The organism is Acinetobacter lwoffii, from assembly GCF_024129685.1.
In the GTDB taxonomy this organism is placed as follows: Bacteria; Pseudomonadota; Gammaproteobacteria; order Pseudomonadales; family Moraxellaceae; genus Acinetobacter; species Acinetobacter lwoffii_X.
In genome coordinates, this window is the sequence record NZ_JAMXXL010000018.1 from 41,973 (window position 1) to 59,412 (window position 17,440).

The window sequence follows — 17,440 nt, forward strand, 5'->3', positions numbered from 1 at the left end:
GCAGGCAGATTTAACGCACCCAGCGTACAATATAGTCTTCGATGTCATCTTCATGAATGTCACTTTCACTCAGGCAGCGCCCTGCTGCCGACTTGCGTGCCTGAATCACGCTTTCTCGTGAACCGCTAATCAGATAATGCCAGGATGGCAGGCTTTTGCCCTGCTCTACCCGGCGATAGGCACAACTCGAAGGCAACCAGTGAATCGTTTCCAGCTTCTCTGGCGTGAGCTGAATACAGTCAGGCACATACTGCAAGCGATCTGGATAATTGGAGCAACGTGCAGTGCTACAATCCAGCAGCTTACATGCCACTTTGGTATAGGCGACTTCCTGAGTATCTTCATCTTCCAGTTTAATCAGACAACACAACCCACAACCATCACATAAGGCCTCCCACTCGACTTGCGTCAGTTCAGCAAGTAAATAGTTTTTCCAGAATTCGGGACGTAAAGTATCGCTCATGATCGGGCCGGAATATTCAAAAATCAGCTGATTATAACAGCCAGAACCCTGCAGACCTACTGTCTCAATTTTTTATTGTTATCACGTAAACTATTGTTAAATCAGAGACAGTTCATCAACACAACACTAACAGTCGCTGGAATCGTTTATTTCTATACTAAATTTGAAAATAAAAACACATGGAGAATATATATGTTTCGCTGGGCTATTATTTTTGCTGTTATTGCATTAATTGCGAGTCTACTTGGTTTCGGTGGCGTCGCAGGCTTGTCTAAGGATTTTGCGATTATCTTGTTGGTAATTGCGGTGATTCTTGCGATCGTTGGTTTTCTTTCGCGCGGCAAGGTCTAGATTTACGCTAGACCTTTTCAAAGCAAGTGTTAGCTTTCAAAAAAAACAAGAGCCTTCTGGCTCTTGTTTTTTTTATGGGTATTTTAATGATCTGTTTTGATCAAAAATACTTCTTTTAAGATGAACTTAAGGCTTTAAATGACGTGGTCTAAAACCTGCCACCAGCAAGGCTGCAACATACGCTACAACACCGATAACACATAGGATCACGACTTCTAAAACACGCATCCATTGCGATACATCTGCGTTATACCAGCTCAGGGCATAGGCCAGAGCCGCAATCATCACCACATTGGCAAACATGAATTGCAAGAAGATTTTTTTCCAGTGTGCGCCAAAACGGAAAATATCACGCTTATGCAGATAATAATAAAGCAAACCGGCATTGACCATCGCTGAACCCGTCGATGCCAACGCAAGGGCCATATGCTCCGCTTCCCAGCCAATCAGCTTGAAGAAACCAATAAAAATCACGTTCAGAATCGCATTGGCCGCCACAGCCATCAAACCGACACGCACCGGGGTTCTGGTATCCTGCTTTGCATAAAAACCGGGAGCAAAGACTTTAATCAGCATAAAGGCAATCACACCACCGCTCATACATTGCAGCGCCAAAGCCGTCATTTGAGTATCTTCAAAGGTGAACTGGCCACGTTCAAACAGGGCTTGAATAATCGGGGTCGACAGCATAAACAGTGCAACACTGGCGGGTAGGCCTGCCATCACAATAACTTTGGCTGCCCAGTCCATCATGCCACGGAATTTTTCCGGATTTTGCTCAGTATGCCGTGCCGATAAGGACGGCAAAATCACGGTACCAATTGCAACACCGATCAGACCCAGCGGCAATTCGGTCATACGCTCGGCACTGTACAGCCAGGACACCGAACCATCCTGCATGAATGAGGCCCAGATGGTATTTAACAGCAGGTTAATTTGCGTGACAGATACACCAAATAATGCCGGCAGCATCAACTTCATGATGCGATCAACGCCTTCATGCTTGAAGTCAATTTTCGGTGGAATCAGCAGATTTTTACGCCACAATTCAGGAATTTGGATCGCCAGCTGTAAAATACCGGCAATGATCACAGCCCAGCCCAGCGCCATAATCGGCTCGGCCATATAAGGCGTAAGCCAGAGCGCCCCGGCAATCATCGCCACATTCAGCAAGACCGGCGCAAATGCCGGGGTACTAAAAGAGCCATAACTGTTCAGAATACTGCTGGCAAAAGCCGTCAGTGACATGAACAGCAAATAAGGAATGGTCAGGCGGAACATGTCGGTCGCCAGAGCGAACTTTTCAGGATCGCTATGGAAACCGGGCGCATAGATATACATAATTAATGGCGCAGCAATGATCGCGACCATGGTAAGCGTGGTCATGACCGTGGCCAGACAGCCAAACACCCGGCTAATCAGGATCTGGACTTCGGTATGCGTGCGACTGGTTTTATATTCAGTCAGTACCGGAATAAATGCCTGTGAAAATGCGCCTTCGGCAAATAAACGCCTGAAAAAGTTTGGAATACGAAATGCGACTACGAAGGTATCGAAGTCTTTACCAGCACCAAAGACATTCAGTAAAACAATATCTCGAACCAATCCCAGTACGCGTGACAACATGGTCATCGCACTGACAATGACGGTCGAACGCCAAAGCGCCATCCTCTTCACCTAATGTATAAATTTGTGGTTATTGTAATGAAACTTTTGTCAGAAGTTCATTGCTTAATTTCATCGCTCAAGCGAGCTTGAGGTATTTTTATAATGCTGTAACTGTGTACGAAAATCAGCCCAGTTAAAATATGGTCCCGGATCGGTCTTACGGCCCGGTGCAATATCCGAATGTCCGGCAATATGCTGCTGAATCTTAGAATAATGCTGTTGCAGACAGGCCGTGACTTTTACTAATACCTGATATTGTTCAGTTTCAAAAGGCAAATCGTCACTGCCTTCCAGCTCAATCCCGATCGAATAATCATTACATTCTTTTTTGCCCAAATAGGTCGAGCGGCCGGCATGCCAGGCACGATCATTAAAATTGACAAATTGCAGCACTTCGCCAGATCGTAAAATTAGCAGATGGGTCGACACCTGCATCCCTTCAATGGTTTGAAAATAAGGATGTACGGACCAGTCCAGCTGATTCTGAAAAAACTGTTCAATATAACCACCGCCAAACTGTGAAGGTGGCAGGCTGATATTGTGAATCACCAGCAATTGAATCTCGGTCTGTTCTGGCCGCTGATTAAAATTGGGAGACGGGATTTGACGTGCACCGATTAGTTGCCCGTCCTTGACCTGAAACTCAGCTGCCTGTTGCATAAAACCGTTCTCCCCAAAAATAAAATCTGCAAGATCAGCATTGCAGCCGGCTTCATGCTAAAACTTTCAAGGAGAAATCTCAATTCATCCCAGCAAACTGGATGAAAAATCGCTCATCTTTTATGTAACGGTGCTAAGATAAGGCGCAATTTTCACGGCTTAAAAAAGATACGGAAATACTCATGCGCATATCTCAAGCTTTGCTAGACCAGTCCATTCAGATCAATATTCAACAAGCACTTTCAGAAGATATCGGTGATGGTGATATTACTGCCCTGCTGACCCCTGAAGATGAACAGGCCACTGCCACTATCATTAGCCGTGAAGACATGGTTTTGGCCGGCCAGCCTTGGGTAAATGCCTTGATTCAGGCCTATGATCCAAGTATTGAAGTGATCTGGCTGAAAAATGATGGCGATCATGTTCAAGCCAATCAAGCATTTTTAAAACTGGCCGGATCTGCACGTAGCTTACTCACCGTGGAGCGCCCTGCGCTAAACTTTGTCCAGACGCTGTCTGCGGTTGCGACTAAAACCTCCCATTATGTCAAAGAGCTGCAAGGTTTAAACACCAAATTATTAGATACCCGTAAGACGCTGCCGGGCCTGCGTATCGCACAAAAATATGCCGTAGCCATTGGTGGTGGTCAGAACCATCGTCTGGGCCTGTTCGATGCCTTTTTGATTAAAGAAAATCATATTATGGCAGCGGGTGGTATTGCGCAGGCGATTGCCAAGGCCCATCAAATTGCACCGGGTAAGCCTGTCGAAGTTGAAGTTGAAACCTGGGATGAACTAAATCAGGCACTCGAAGCCCAGGCTGATATTGTAATGCTGGATAATTTCAGTCAGCAGCAAATGATTGATGCAGTGCAACACGTAGCTGGTCGCTGCAAACTGGAAGCCTCTGGCAACATCACCATTGATAATTTACGTGAAGTCGCGAGTACCGGCGTAGATTATATTTCTATGGGTGTATTGACCAAAGATATCAAAGCCATTGATCTGTCGATGCGTTTCAATGCTTAAACCTAAATGGGATAGATGACCGTAGAGGGTGCGAAGCACCCTTTTTTATTTTTAGAAAATTTTTTTGCGTATATTTTGCTCAATTTTCTATTTTAGACCTTAATCATCATCGTCGTCCCGATTATCTCGGCGATCGCGGTCATCATCGTCACCATCACGGTCGTTATATCTTCCGTTATCCTCATCACGATCCTGATTTAACACTGAACGCTCGTCATCTTCACGATTATTGCCCCAGTCACAGGCAGCAGTTAATCCAAACACGCCCAGCAATGAAATTGCACAAAGCCACTGTTTCATGCCGCATTCCTCATTTTGATCTCGCCTGATCCAATATCGATGCAAAACCGGTTCAGATATAGCCGATTCATGTCGGATTTTTGTGATGAAGCTTTGTGATGCAGTTTCTCATACAGTAATTGCTGAAATTTCAGGCATAAAAAAACGCATCCGTAGATGCGTTTCTCAACATGGGATGAATTACCAGCCTAAAGCTTCTTGCTGTTTTTTCACCAGTTCCTGAATGCCTTTCTCAGCCATTTCCAGCATGGCATTCGATTGTGCGCGGGTAAATGGCTTATCTTCTGCAGTACCTTGAATTTCAATAAATTCACCGGCCTGAGTCATCACCACGTTCAAATCGGTTTGACAGTTTGAATCTTCTTCATAGCAAAGATCCAGTAATACTTCATCTTTGAAAATACCCACAGAAACCGCAGCCACCAAACCTTTTAATGGATCATGTTTGATTTTCTTTCTTTCCAGCAAGACGTTCATGGCATCGACCAAAGCCACCGCAGCACCAGTAATCGCTGCAGTACGGGTGCCGCCATCAGCCTGAATTACGTCACAGTCGATAGTAATGGTATTTTCACCCAGCTTTTTCAGATCGACCATTGAGCGCAAGCTACGACCAATCAGACGCTGAATTTCCTGAGTACGGCCACTCTGTTTGCCACGTGCCGCTTCACGGTCACTACGGGTATGAGTTGAACGTGGCAACATGCCATATTCAGCAGTCACCCAGCCTTGGCCCTGACCTTTGAGGAAACGCGGTACAGAACTATCCACACTGGCAGTACAGAGTACTTTGGTATGACCAAATTCAACCAATACAGAGCCTTCCGCATAACGTGTATAGTTACGGGTAATTTTCACTTCACGTAATTGATCTAATGCTCGCTGGTCGATACGCATAATAAGTCCTGTATGGGTTCAAAATAATTGCGGCTCAGTATAGCAGAAGCCTTTGCCAAGATTAGGCAGCCTGGTGATTCATTTACAAAATCAATGCATCAGCTCGCTACGAGATGTCAAAATTCTGCCGATCTGTGGCACTACGATTTGATTTAATTTTTGCTAGACTAAAACTCCCTATGAGGGAAGCCAGTGACAGGAAACCCATTTATGTCCTTACGTGAAGATCGCAAGCAGCAAAGTCATCAGGCACTACTCGATGCGACACTAGCATTCAGCAGTCAGGGCCGCGCTTTCAGCACGATCAGCCTACGTGAAGTCGCGAATGCAGTCGGAGTAGTACCGACGGCGTTCTATCGGCACTTTCAGGATATGAACCAGTTGGGTCTGGAATTGCTGGATCAGGTTGCGATTCATATCAAGGGCGTACTCAATCAGCTGGGGCAGGCTTATCTGTATCAGCCGAATACCCGAACCCACACCGGGCTTGAGCTCTTCTTTCAGGCCGTCGAATACCATCCTGAACCCTGGATTTTTTTTGTGGCAGAACGTTGGGGCGGTTCGGACGTATTACGTGCCGGCATTGAACGGGAAATTCATTTTCTGGCTGAAGATGTCATGCATGAACTGGCCAAGATGCAATCTACCCGACATATTCAGGCGCCACAGGACTTGCAGGCTCTGGCACAGATGCTGATTGAGCTGTCCCTGAACTGGGCCATGGGCTGGATTCATCTGCAGCATCAGGCTGATCCAGAGCTGCGCCGCGCCCAATCCAATGCCTTTAAAACCCAAAGCCTATTACAGATGCAGCTCTTGCTGCGTGGCATTTTGCACTGGTACCGGCGACCTGCCGAAACAGTTGAAACCGCAAGCCCTGTGTTCAATGAAGCGGTCACTCCTCCGGTCTAAATAAAAAAAACCTGCATCATGATGCAGGTTTTTTACTGATCGTCAGTTCAGACTTATTTGGCTTTACGCTCTTTTTCGATCAGGTAATTCACCACCTGAATGACTTTGGCATCATTACCTTGCACAATATATTTACCATTCACGGTCACTGCCGGAACACCACTGAGCTGATACTGAGCAGCCAGATTTTTGGCTTGGGCAATTTTCGAAGTGATCGGGAAAGATTTATAGGTGCTGTTAAATTTTGCTTCAGGAATACCATAGCGAGTATAGAACTTAGCCAGTTGTGCCTGTTCTAAAATTGGACGTTGCTTGTCATGAATATCATGGAATAATTGTAAATGTGCTTTTTGACGCACACCCAATGCTTCAGACACATAATAAGCACGTGCTGCCTGTTCCCAGAGTGGATTCATTGCAGCCGGCGTACGTACAAAACGTACATCTTTTGGTAATTTTTTCAACCAGCCCTGCATATGTGGTTCAAGCGCGAAACAGTGACCACAGCCGTACCAGAAGAATTCACGTACCTCAATTCTGCCCGGTTTTTCGACTTTGACTGGTTTTGCAACCACCTGATAGTCCTGACCTGCCACAAAATTGGCCATAGCATTGCCTGAAAAGGCCAAAACAGATGCGGCAACAGCGCCTAAAAGGAATTTTTTCATTCGGATTATCGTCCTCTAAATCATTATGCTTAGTTTATGTGTTCACTATAAATCAATTATGCCGGTTTCGTTTTCATTCTGTGAACTTTTTTGCTGCTTTTATCGCTTTTTCTGCCAGAATCGCTACACTAAACCATCGGACTGATTTTCAAGGTTTTAAATCAGTTTCTCTGGCCATTCGGCACATACATATTTTTAGTTAATCACGACTGATTGAGGTGACACCGATGTCGCAATTGAATGTTGATCCACAAGAAATTGCCAAGTTTGAAGCATTTGCAGCTATATGGTGGGATCAGCATTCCGAGTTCCGCCCCTTGCACATGATTAATCCACTGCGTTTAAACTGGATTGATGAACATGCCGGAGGCCTGAGCGGCAAAAAAGTGCTGGATGTCGGCTGTGGTGGCGGTATTCTGGCCGAAAGCATGGCGCGACGCGGTGCCGATGTACTCGGGATTGATATGGGCGCAGCCCCTTTAAATGTGGCACGCATCCATGCCGAACAGGAAGGTGTGAACAATATTGAATATCGTCAGGTGCCGGTTGAGCAACTGGCAGAGGAACAGGCTGGCCAATATGACATCGTGACCTGCATGGAAATGCTAGAGCATGTGCCAGATCCGGCATCGATTATTCAGGCCTGTCACAAGCTGGTCAAGCCAGGTGGTCATGTATTCTTCTCGACCATTAACCGTAATCCAAAGTCCTATTTATTTGCGATTATCGGGGCAGAATATGTCTTGCGCATGCTGGCCAAAGGCACCCATGATTACAGCAAATTTATCAAGCCGTCTGAACTGGCACATGATATTCGTAACGCTGGTTTAAAGCTCAAAGACATGACCGGTCTGCACTATAATCCGCTGACCAAGCGTTATTGGCTGGCACCGAATGTTGATGTGAACTACATGGTTTATACCGTGAAAGATAGCGCAGCAGAGACCACAGCATGAAAGCCGTTTTATTTGACCTAGATGGAACCCTGATTGATACCGCTGCCGATTTTATCCGAATTATCCAGCAGATGTGCCGTGAAGAAGGCCGCCCACTGGTTGCACCCGAGCTGATTCGTACCCAGGTCTCCGAAGGCGCTCGCGCTATGGTGAAACTGGTTTATCCGGAACTGCAACTGGAAGATCCGGTCTTTCTGCAACACCGTCAGCGCTTTCTGGACATGTACGGCGCAGATATTGCGGTCGATACCGATCTGTTTGATGGCATGTATCCATTACTTGAACAGCTAGAGGAAAATGACATTCCTTGGGGGATTGTGACCAATAAACCGCGCTGGCTCAGCGAGGCTTTACTGCAAGCGCTGAACCTGAGTGAACGCTGCGCAGTGCTGGTATGTCCGGAAGATGTCACTCGGACCAAACCCGATCCTGAACCGATGTATCTGGCAGCCAAGCAACTGAATCTTGCCGCGGAAGACTGTATCTATGTCGGAGATCATCCCCGAGATATTGATGCCGGCCGTCATGCCCAGATGCTGACCATTCTGGCTGCTTATGGTTATTTGCCGTTGCAATACAAAGACGATTTAAACGCCTGGCAGGCCGACCATATCGTGCATACTGTGACAGAATTACATCAATTGATTCAGACACTAGTACTGAAGCAGCATACTGCGGTATCTTGAACGCTTAACACTAAATAATAAGAAGTGAGGAGGTAGATAATGAAATATTCAGCATATCAACCTCGCCCCAATCTGCTCAAGGATCGTATCATCCTAATCACAGGTGCGGGCGATGGCATTGGACGTGCAGCAGCAATCAGTTATGCCTTGCATGGCGCAACTGTGGTACTGCATGGGCGTACCTTAAACAAACTCGAAGTCATTTATGATGAAATTGAAAGTTTGGGTGCGCCGCAACCTGCCATCTTGCCGCTACAACTATCGAGTGCGTCAGAACGTGATTATGAGCTTTTGCTCGATACGCTAGACCGTCAGTTTGGTCGTCTGGACGGCATTCTGCACAATGCCGGCATTTTAGGCGAACGGGTTCCCTTGGCGGATTATCCGGTCAATGTCTGGGATGATGTGATGGCGGTCAATCTGCGTGCACCCTTTGTCATGACCCAAGCGCTGTTACCGTTATTATCCAAATCCGAACATGCTTCTGTGGTTTTTGCCAGCTCAGGTGTAGGCCGCGAAGCCCGCGAACGCTGGGGTGCGTATTCGGTTTCTAAAATTGCTATTGAAGCGGTAAGCCAGTTATTTGCCAAAGAGCAGGTACATCCGAATATCCGTTATAACTGCATCAATCCCGGGGCAACGCGGACTGCCATGCGCGCCAAGGCCTATCCGAATGAAGATCCGAAAACCCTGCCTACCCCCGATTCAATCATGCCGGCTTATCTATATTTGATGGGTAATGACAGCCTGCATATGAATGGCCAGAGTATTGATGCACAGGATTAAATTATTCTGTCTGTCATTCAGGGAGCAATCGCTCCCTTTTTATTTCATTTTTAGTCATATTCAGCGCATAAATCTTAAGTAAGTTCACCCCGCTCGCATTGAGTTTCATTAAAATAACAGCATACTAAGCCCCACTATATTTCACTCGAGTGCATCATGACTGAATTAAACAATATTACGGTGACCCATTTAGACGATGGCATGGTGTCGCTGCTGATTGATCAACAGCCTATTTCAGAGAAATACGGCACCAAGTTTGAAGCCAGTATCGTGGATGACATCAAAGCACTCGAAAATGCTCAGAAACTCAAATTGTTCGAGCAATTTGTATTTTCACATCAGGATCTGAATTTTGAACATGCCTATTATTATGTGACTGGCATTGAAAAATTAGACGACAGTTATCGTCTGGCCAAGCATTTTGTTTATCGCATTAAAATTGAAGATCAGCCAGAAATCGAACATGTCATCAGCAATCAGGGCAAAGCCATGACGGCCGAGGATGTACGTGCCTTTATTCAGGCGCATGTGCAGAAATCACTCAACGATTATACTGACCTGAACTACGCTTATTAAAAGTCGGGTCATTGAATAATCTTGGGCACTTTTCGATAAAGTGCCCTTTTTTTCTTAAAATCCTGCAAAAAATAACAATAAATCGGATTTACATATTAAATATATAAAATTATACGGTTTTCTAAATTAAACTGATTGGACTATGCTTTCTTGAATCATAGATAGATCAAATCAAGAGCGCAGCATGGCTGACCAAAAACGTAAAATTGAAACAATTCACCGGATTGAACAGTTGCAGTTATCTGAAGCATTGATTGTGGCACTCGATGACGCCCTACAAGCTGAATCCGTGGCTGACGCGATTCAGTCCTTACAAGGTTTGGCAGAGCAATGGAATTAATCTCAAACTAAACCGGCAAAATTCTTTGTCGTTTCATTAAATCATGAACTTTTTTCTCGCTGACTCAATGCTGTTTTTTTGAGCTAAATCATCGATTTTCGCTTGCATGTTGGCCCTTGCTTTGATGAGATAAGGACATGGCTCGGTAGGCTACTTTATAGAAGTGATGCCGTCGCATATAGTCATGTAAAAACATGACATCATCATAATATCTCTGCATTTGTTATAAAAATTGTGCCTGTTCTTCACAGTTTCTCTGCAATTTTTCCGTACATTAGGTGCTGTAGAAGATGAACAATTTAATGAGGGTTCAACATGAAAAAGGTTTTGGTGGCACTGGCAATTTCTTGCAGTACATTCATGCTGAGCAATGTCGTCATCGCTGCCCCTCATTTCAATGATGAATCCCGTATGGATTCACGTCATGGTCATGACAAGAAGAAAGCCCGTGAGTTCCGAGAGGAAGATCAGCAGGATAACCGCCGTATGCGTGAAGAACGCGGGGTGAAACGCCTGCAACAGTTACGCTGGCAGCCGGGTTATGTGATGCCGCAGCATTATCGTGGCAATGGCTATAAAGTTGAATATAAAGACCATCGCCTGCCTCGACCTGACCGCAAGCAGCAATGGTACAAAGTCAATAATGACTATATTCTGGTGGATTCTGAAAACAACAGCATTATCCGGATTGTGGGTGACTAGTTCATAAGTGCATTCAAATTTAATCTTCTTTAAGGCCCAACGATGTTTGGGCTTTTTTATTTCACTGGCTGAAAATTTTTAACCCAAAATCTCGCGGCTTTTCCAGTTTTCAAACTGCGTGATTCATCTACTAAATTTCTTCATGAATTTAACAATTTAACTAAATAGCCCTCACGCTTTCTATGTACTTGTTCGCTAATTTAGTCTCATCGAAATTAGATATACATCTTAAGGTGAGAGCCATGAAAAAAGTCTTAACTACAATCGCGTTATCTCTAAGTGCTTTGTTAGCTACTTCTGCAATGGCAGCACCACAGCATGACTCGCGTTATGACCATAATCCGCATAAACCGGCGCCACACTGGAATGCCAAAGACAGCAAGAAATGGAATGACGACCGTCGCTGGAATGATGACCGCCGTCATAACAACCGTATGGTCAATCCAAGCCGTGACTGGCGCGTAGGACAAACTTTACCTCGCCAATATGACAACAACCGTTTTGAAGTAAGTGATCGCGAAGCACGCCGTTTGCCAAATACCGGTCGTTTCCAGCAATGGTACAAGGTCAACAATGACTACGTTCTGGTCAATGAGCGTACCAACAAAATTGTACGAATCATTAACTAAGCTTTCTCCATTACTGCTCGTCTTGCAGACACCTGAAGTCCCCTTCAGGTGTTTTTTTATATCTGCACTTCCACTTGCATTTTTTTTCATTAGAATCAAAGCTGGATCTTCAATCATTGAAATGGGCACAGCATGACTTCAGCAGAAACGTCACAAAGCACAACTTTGCAATATGTGCACTGGTTTCGCCATTCTGCGCCTTATATCAATGCGCACCGCAATAAAACCTTTGTAATCATGTTTGATGGCGAAGCCGTCTTAAATGATAACTTTCAGCATATTATTCACGATATTGCTTTATTACATTCTTTGGGCATTCGGCTGATTCTGGTACATGGTGCACGTCCGCAAATTAACCAGAATCTGGCTCAAAGCCAGATTACGACGCCTTTTTACCAGCAGCGTCGGGTCACCACACGTGAATCTTTAAGCTGCGTGATGAATGCCGTCGGTTCGATCCGCCTACAAATTGAAGCACTGCTGTCTATGGGACTGGCCAATTCGCCGATGTATGGCGCCCGGATTGATACCGTTTCAGGGAATTTTGTCACCGCCAAGCCGTATGGCATCCGCGATGGTATCGATTTTCAGTTGACCGGTGAAGTGCGCGCGGTTGATACCGATGCGATTCAGCGCCATCTGGACAGTCATAATATTGTGGTGCTTGGCCCGACCGGTTATTCCACTACCGGAGAAGTTTTTAATCTGCTGGCTGAAGAAGTTGCTAACAAAACTGCGATTCGCCTTAAGGCAGATAAACTGATTTTTCTCGGTAAGCAGCATGGTCTGATGGACAGTAACGGCCAACTCAAACGCGAAGTGACACCGCAACAACTGGATGATTTTATTCCGGTCGAACAAGATGCGCTTGAAAGAGGACTACAATTGAAAGCCGCACAGGAAGCCTCAATGAACGGCGTACATCGGGTGCATCTGATTTCTTATGCCTATGATGGTGCCCTGCTGGAAGAGCTGTTCACCCGGGATGGTTCCGGAACTCTGGTCACCGACGCGCATTATGAAGAAGTGCGGATGGCCGATATTCAGGATGTCGGTGGCCTGATCGGTTTGCTGCGTCCACTGGAAGAAGAAGGCATTCTGGTCTATCGTTCGCGTGAACGCCTAGAAAATGAAATCAACCAGTTTGCCGTAATCGAACGGGACGGCATGATTCTGGCCTGTGCCGCCCTCTACCCGATTCCGACGACAGGGGATGAATTGCGTTCTGCAGAAATTGCCTGTGTTGCGGTACATCCCAGTTATCGCAAGTCTAATCGGGGTAGCCAGATCCTGCATTATCTAGAAGAAAAAGCCAAAAGCATGCAGATTCAGCAACTGTTTATTTTAACTACCCGCACCGCGCACTGGTTTCTGGAACAAGGCTTTGAACCGGCTTCAGTCGATGACCTGCCGGATGCCCGTCAGGCATTTTACAATTATCAACGTAATTCAATTGTTTGCAAAAAGTCACTTTAAAGTGGCTTTTTCTTTCAGTGCTTTAGCTTAATTTTAGATAAAGATATCTGGCAATCTCGCTTTAAATTTTAAAATTCTATTACTCGTTTTTAGCTAAACATATCAATAGATTAGATTTAAAAAAATAACTATAAATTTCATAGGTTTGATTAATTTAAATATTAAATCTTCATTTTTATATAAATCACTTTTCTGCATAAGTTTTGCGCTTTTTTATTTATCTTTTTTCTTCATTAGAAATTCCTGAATAGTTATTTTTTTAGAAAAACAAAAACGATTAGCGTGTGTCTAAGTTTTCATTCACTAGCTTTTCACTTTCGGGAGTTTTGATTCATGCGCCAATCTCATGTTCAGTTTTTAACAAAGACTGCGGTACTCGGTACCGCGATGGCTGGTGTCATGATGCTTTCAGGCTGCTCGAAAAAAGAAGAGACCATTACCCTGAATATCGGTTTCCAAAAATACGGCATATTACCTATTTTAAAAGAACGCGGCACGCTGGAAACCAGCTTAAAACAGCAAGGGGTCAATGTGAAATGGGTAGAATTTCCTGCCGGCCCACAACTGCTTGAGGGCCTGAATGTTGGCAGCGTCTCTTTTGGTGAAGCCGGTGAAGCACCGCCAATTTTTGCCCAGGCGGCCAACTCAAATCTGGTCTATGTGGCCAATCAGCCGCAAGCACCTAAGGCCGAAGCCTTGATTGTACCGAAAGATTCACCAATCCAGTCTATTCAGGATCTGAAAGGCAAACGGGTAGCCCTGAACAAAGGTTCAAATGTGCATTACCTGCTGTTAAAAGTTCTGGAAGCCAACAAGCTGACACTCGGTGATATTGAAGTGATTTATCTACCACCTTCCGATGCACGTGCTGCATTTGAACGTGGTGCAGTCGATGCTTGGGTGATCTGGGATCCGTTCTTTGCAGCTGCTGAACATCAAATTGGTGCGCGTGTCATTGCCAGCGGTGAAAATGTGGTGAGCAATCATCAGTTCTATCTGGCAGATCGCAAGTTCGCAGAAAGCCATCCTCAGGTGGTACAGGCGGTGGTCAACGAACTGAATCTGACCACGGACTGGGTGGCAAAAAATCAGGACGCTGCCGCTCAGCTCCTGCAAAAACCGACAGGTCTGGCCGTCGATGTCTTAAAAACCTCTATTTCACGCATGGGCTTTGGCGTTAAACCTCTCAGCACTGACGTGATTCAAAAACAGCAACAAGTCGCCGATGCATTTTATGCGCAGCAGCTGATTCCACAAAAGCTGAATATTGATGCAGCAATTATTAAATAACAGCAGAATAATTCGAGAATAAAGATGAGTCATTTAAAAACAGTTTCTTATATCAGTTTAGCGTTATTGAGCTTTAGTCTGACTGGCTGTCAGAAACAGGAAGCACAGCAAAAGACTGCTGCAGACACCAAAGCAACACAACCGGTAAAAACCATTGCGATTGGCTTTCAGAAATCAGCCTTGAATCTGCTGGTGGCACGTGATGAAAAGCTGTTAGAACAACAATTCCCGAATGCCAAAATTGAATGGAAAGAGTTTCCGGCAGGTCCACAAATGCTGGAAGCCTTAGCGGTCGGTGCAGTGGATTATGGCTATGTGGGAAATACTCCGCCTATTTTTGCACAGGCGGCAGACAAAACCCTGAGCTACGTGGCCTTTGAAAAAGTGGCGGGAAATTCTTTGGCCGTGGTCGTGCCGAAAGACAGTGCGATTCAAAACATTCAACAGTTGAAAGGAAAACGGATCGCGGTTCAAAAAGGTTAAAGTGCCCATGAACTTCTGGCCAAAACCCTGGAAAAAGCAGGATTGGAGTGGTCAGAGATTCAAGCCATTTGGCTTCCCCCTGCGGATGCACGTGCTGCTTTTGACAAAAAAGCCATTGATGCCTGGGCAATCTGGGATCCCTTTCTGGGTGCAGCCGAGTTCGACAGCAAGGTTAAGGTGCTGATTGAATCCAGTGACTTTCCACAAACCTACTCCTTTTATATCGGCAATCCCGAATTTATTCAGAAGCATCCGGATAGCCCCGGGAAGTTTATCCAGGCTTTAAATGCATCTGACCAGTGGATTCTTAAAAACCAGGCTGTAGCTCTAGATATTTATCAGAAAAGTACCGGTCTGAAATCGGAGGTAGCAAAGATTGCATTTGAGCGTCTTCTTAAACCTTCGCCGGTACAACCATTAACGACGGAAGTGATCAAAGCCCAACAGAATATTGCCGATCTCTTCCAGCAGGTTCAACTGATTCCCAAAACCATCAGCGTCCAGCAACAGATCTGGTCGCCAGCAGCCACACATTGATGAACAAACAAGATGATTTAATTTAAGGAATATCACATGAAAATTTTCTGGTTTATCCCCACTCATGGCGACAGCCGTTACTTAGGCACCAGCAAGGGCGCACGTGTTGTAGATCATGCCTACATGAAGCAGATTGCCGTTGCCGTGGATAATCTTGGTTATGAAGGTGTCCTGATTCCGACTGGCCGTTCTTGTGAAGATCCATGGTTAACTGCAGCCAGCCTGATTGATGCGACCAAAAAATTAAAATTCCTGGTGGCATTGCGTCCAGGCGTGACCACGCCGGCACTGGCTGCACGTATGGCCGCGACCTTTGACCGCTTGTCTAATGGCCGAGTACTGCTGAATCTGGTGACTGGCGGTGACGAGCAGGAGCTAAAAGGTGATGGCGTCTATGAAGATCACACAACCCGTTATAAAACGGCGACCGAATACACCACCATCTGGCGTGAAATTTTAAAACGCTCACATACCGGTGAAAGCTTTAGTTTCCATGGCGAACGCTTAAGTGTCGATGATGCAAAATTGCTGTATCCACCCATTCAGCAGCCGCATCCGCCTTTATGGTTTGGTGGCTCATCGGATGATGCCATTGAGCTGGCCACGGATCAGGTCGATACTTACTTGACCTGGGGCGAGCCACCGGCAGCAGTCAAAGAAAAAATTGCAGTGGTAAAAGCCAAGGCTGCAGCTAAAGGTCGTGAACTGAATTACGGGATCCGTTTACACGTGATCGTACGCGAAACCAATGAGCAGGCCTGGGCGGCGGCTGAAGAACTGATTCAATATGTGGATGATGCCACTATCGCTGCAGCCCAAGCCAAGTTCAAATCCATGGACTCGGTCGGTCAGCGCCGTATGGCAGAACTGCACAATGGCGATCGCAGCAAACTCGAAGTTTCTCCAAACCTCTGGGCAGGTGTGGGTCTGGTTCGTGGTGGTGCAGGTACGGCACTGGTCGGCGATCCGGAAACTGTCGCTGCACGTATCCAGGAATATGCCGATCTGGGGATCAGCACCTTTATTTTCTCAGGCTATCCACATCTGGAAGAATCCATCCGTTTTGCAGAACTGGTATTCCCTTTACTTCCACTGGAAACCCAGCAAAAACTCACTCAACCAAACTTGACCGGTCCATTTGGTGAAATCGTGGCGAACAACTACACACCGGACGAGAACAAGCAGGCTGAGAAAATTAAGGAGTCTGCTTAATGTCAAAAGTCGTTTCCGTTGAAACCCTGACCCCAAAGCAGGTTTCACGTGGAACAATTCTGGGGCAGCATCTGCTGCCCTGGCTGGTTCCAATTTTTTTGATTGCGATTTGGCAGATTACCTCTAGTACAGGCCTGCTGGAAAGCCGGATTCTGCCTGCACCTAGTGCGGTAGTTTTGGCCTTCTGGAATTTGCTACTCAGCGGTGAACTGTGGATGCATGTGCAAGTCAGTGCGGGGCGTGCTATTAGTGGCTTATTGGTGGGGGGTGGTTTGGGCCTATTGCTGGGCCTGTTAAATGGTTCATCCAGAACTGCCTCTACCCTGCTCGATACCACCTTGCAGATGATCCGCAATATTCCTGCACTGGCACTCATTCCCCTAGTCATCTTATGGTTCGGGATTGATGAATCTGCCAAATTGTTTCTGGTGGCGATTGGGGTATTTTTCCCGATTTATATCAATACCTATCATGGGATTCGTTCCGTCGATCCGCAATTGATCGAGATGGGCAAAAGCTATGGCTTAACTCGCTGGCAACTGTATAAAGAAATTATTCTGCCGGGTGCGATGCCGTCAATTCTGGTCGGACTGCGTTTTTCTCTAGGTCTGGTCTGGGTATTGTTAATCGTTGCCGAAACTATTTCTGCTCAGTCTGGTATTGGTTATATGACCATGAATGCACGTGAATTTTTGCAAACTGATGTGGTCTTGGTGGGTATTTTACTGTATGCCCTGCTCGGCAAACTGGCCGATGTTCTGGCCGTGGCCTTAGAGCGATTCCTGCTGCGCTGGCATGCCGGCTATCAAAAATAAAGAAT

Annotated in this window: 20 protein-coding genes and 1 pseudogene; 15 read left to right on the forward strand and 6 right to left on the reverse strand. The window is 45.8% G+C overall.

The genetic code is table 11. From position 1 onward, the window contains the following. Window positions 1–10 precede the first annotated feature (10 nt). Entirely contained in the window at window positions 11–463 is a 453-nt protein-coding gene (locus NI464_RS09860) for a YcgN family cysteine cluster protein (RefSeq protein WP_114540908.1), read from the reverse strand. A gap of 192 nt (window positions 464–655) precedes the next feature. On the opposite strand from NI464_RS09860, the gene NI464_RS09865 reads away from it, so the two are divergent. Then, window positions 656–814 (forward strand): DUF1328 domain-containing protein, encoded by a 159-nt coding sequence (locus tag NI464_RS09865; RefSeq protein ID WP_004647174.1) that lies wholly within the window; start codon window positions 656–658, stop codon window positions 812–814. Window positions 815–940: 126 nt separating this feature from the next. Here the strand turns inward: NI464_RS09865 and murJ are convergent, their stop codons facing one another. Both murJ and ampD read right to left on the reverse strand, forming a co-directional pair. Then, the gene (gene murJ / locus NI464_RS09870) at window positions 941–2,491 is read right to left on the reverse strand and encodes a murein biosynthesis integral membrane protein MurJ (protein WP_253138271.1); all 1,551 of its coding nucleotides are present in this window, start codon (window positions 2,489–2,491) and stop codon (window positions 941–943) included. A 60-nt stretch (window positions 2,492–2,551) separates the two neighbouring features. After that, window positions 2,552–3,142, reverse strand: a complete 591-nt coding sequence (gene ampD, locus NI464_RS09875) for a 1,6-anhydro-N-acetylmuramyl-L-alanine amidase AmpD (protein WP_253138272.1) — start codon at window positions 3,140–3,142, stop codon at window positions 2,552–2,554. Window positions 3,143–3,324: 182 nt separating this feature from the next. Between ampD and nadC the strand changes: the two genes are divergently transcribed. After that, on the forward strand, window positions 3,325–4,170 hold the full coding sequence (gene nadC, locus NI464_RS09880) for a carboxylating nicotinate-nucleotide diphosphorylase (protein ID WP_253138273.1): 846 nt from the start codon (window positions 3,325–3,327) through the stop codon (window positions 4,168–4,170). Between the two features lie 99 nt (window positions 4,171–4,269). On the opposite strand, the gene NI464_RS09885 is transcribed toward nadC, so the two are convergent. Then, window positions 4,270–4,470: a hypothetical protein gene (locus NI464_RS09885; protein ID WP_004729054.1), complete on the reverse strand. Its 201-nt coding sequence runs from the start codon at window positions 4,468–4,470 to the stop codon at window positions 4,270–4,272. Window positions 4,471–4,650: 180 nt separating this feature from the next. Then, the gene (rph, locus tag NI464_RS09890) at window positions 4,651–5,367 is read right to left on the reverse strand and encodes a ribonuclease PH (protein WP_004281238.1); all 717 of its coding nucleotides are present in this window, start codon (window positions 5,365–5,367) and stop codon (window positions 4,651–4,653) included. 210 nt (window positions 5,368–5,577) lie between these two features. Between rph and NI464_RS09895 the strand changes: the two genes are divergently transcribed. Then, window positions 5,578–6,279, forward strand: coding sequence for a TetR family transcriptional regulator (locus NI464_RS09895; protein WP_253138274.1), 702 nt, complete (start codon window positions 5,578–5,580; stop codon window positions 6,277–6,279). 53 nt (window positions 6,280–6,332) lie between these two features. Here NI464_RS09895 and NI464_RS09900 read toward each other — a convergent pair whose 3' ends face one another. After that, a complete protein-coding gene (locus tag NI464_RS09900) occupies window positions 6,333–6,947 on the reverse strand; it encodes a thiol:disulfide interchange protein DsbA/DsbL (RefSeq protein WP_004281236.1) in 615 nt (204 codons plus the stop codon). A gap of 227 nt (window positions 6,948–7,174) precedes the next feature. Here NI464_RS09900 and ubiG point away from each other — a divergent pair, with 227 nt between their 5' ends. From ubiG to ssuC, 12 genes and pseudogenes are all read left to right on the forward strand, one after another. Continuing rightward, complete coding sequence (gene ubiG, locus NI464_RS09905) at window positions 7,175–7,903, forward strand: bifunctional 2-polyprenyl-6-hydroxyphenol methylase/3-demethylubiquinol 3-O-methyltransferase UbiG (RefSeq protein WP_004729050.1); 729 nt, start codon at window positions 7,175–7,177, stop codon at window positions 7,901–7,903. Beyond that, window positions 7,900–8,589, forward strand: coding sequence for an HAD family hydrolase (locus NI464_RS09910; protein ID WP_004281234.1), 690 nt, complete (start codon window positions 7,900–7,902; stop codon window positions 8,587–8,589). Before ubiG ends, NI464_RS09910 begins: the two co-directional genes overlap by 4 nt. A 39-nt stretch (window positions 8,590–8,628) precedes the next feature. Further along, the gene (locus NI464_RS09915) at window positions 8,629–9,375 is read left to right on the forward strand and encodes a YciK family oxidoreductase (RefSeq protein ID WP_004281233.1); all 747 of its coding nucleotides are present in this window, start codon (window positions 8,629–8,631) and stop codon (window positions 9,373–9,375) included. A 156-nt stretch (window positions 9,376–9,531) separates the two neighbouring features. Then, entirely contained in the window at window positions 9,532–9,951 is a 420-nt protein-coding gene (locus tag NI464_RS09920) for a hypothetical protein (protein WP_253138275.1), read from the forward strand. A 184-nt stretch (window positions 9,952–10,135) separates the two neighbouring features. Continuing rightward, window positions 10,136–10,291, forward strand: coding sequence for a hypothetical protein (locus NI464_RS09925; RefSeq protein WP_004281231.1), 156 nt, complete (start codon window positions 10,136–10,138; stop codon window positions 10,289–10,291). A 315-nt stretch (window positions 10,292–10,606) separates the two neighbouring features. Then, a complete protein-coding gene (locus tag NI464_RS09930) occupies window positions 10,607–10,993 on the forward strand; it encodes an RcnB family protein (protein WP_004281230.1) in 387 nt (128 codons plus the stop codon). Window positions 10,994–11,235: 242 nt separating this feature from the next. Continuing rightward, window positions 11,236–11,622, forward strand: a complete 387-nt coding sequence (locus NI464_RS09935) for an RcnB family protein (protein WP_005261495.1) — start codon at window positions 11,236–11,238, stop codon at window positions 11,620–11,622. 132 nt (window positions 11,623–11,754) lie between these two features. Then, entirely contained in the window at window positions 11,755–13,098 is a 1,344-nt protein-coding gene (gene argA / locus NI464_RS09940; RefSeq protein WP_253138276.1) for an amino-acid N-acetyltransferase, read from the forward strand. A gap of 333 nt (window positions 13,099–13,431) precedes the next feature. After that, entirely contained in the window at window positions 13,432–14,388 is a 957-nt protein-coding gene (locus NI464_RS09945; protein ID WP_253138277.1) for a sulfonate ABC transporter substrate-binding protein, read from the forward strand. A gap of 24 nt (window positions 14,389–14,412) precedes the next feature. Beyond that, a pseudogene (locus tag NI464_RS09950) lies at window positions 14,413–15,408 on the forward strand (aliphatic sulfonate ABC transporter substrate-binding protein). Window positions 15,409–15,444: 36 nt separating this feature from the next. After that, window positions 15,445–16,620: an FMNH2-dependent alkanesulfonate monooxygenase gene (ssuD, locus tag NI464_RS09955; RefSeq protein WP_004647160.1), complete on the forward strand. Its 1,176-nt coding sequence runs from the start codon at window positions 15,445–15,447 to the stop codon at window positions 16,618–16,620. Next, the gene (gene ssuC, locus NI464_RS09960; RefSeq protein WP_004729041.1) at window positions 16,620–17,435 is read left to right on the forward strand and encodes an aliphatic sulfonate ABC transporter permease SsuC; all 816 of its coding nucleotides are present in this window, start codon (window positions 16,620–16,622) and stop codon (window positions 17,433–17,435) included. The genes ssuD and ssuC overlap by 1 nt, the downstream gene beginning before the upstream one ends. The last annotated feature ends 5 nt before the right edge of the window (window positions 17,436–17,440 follow it).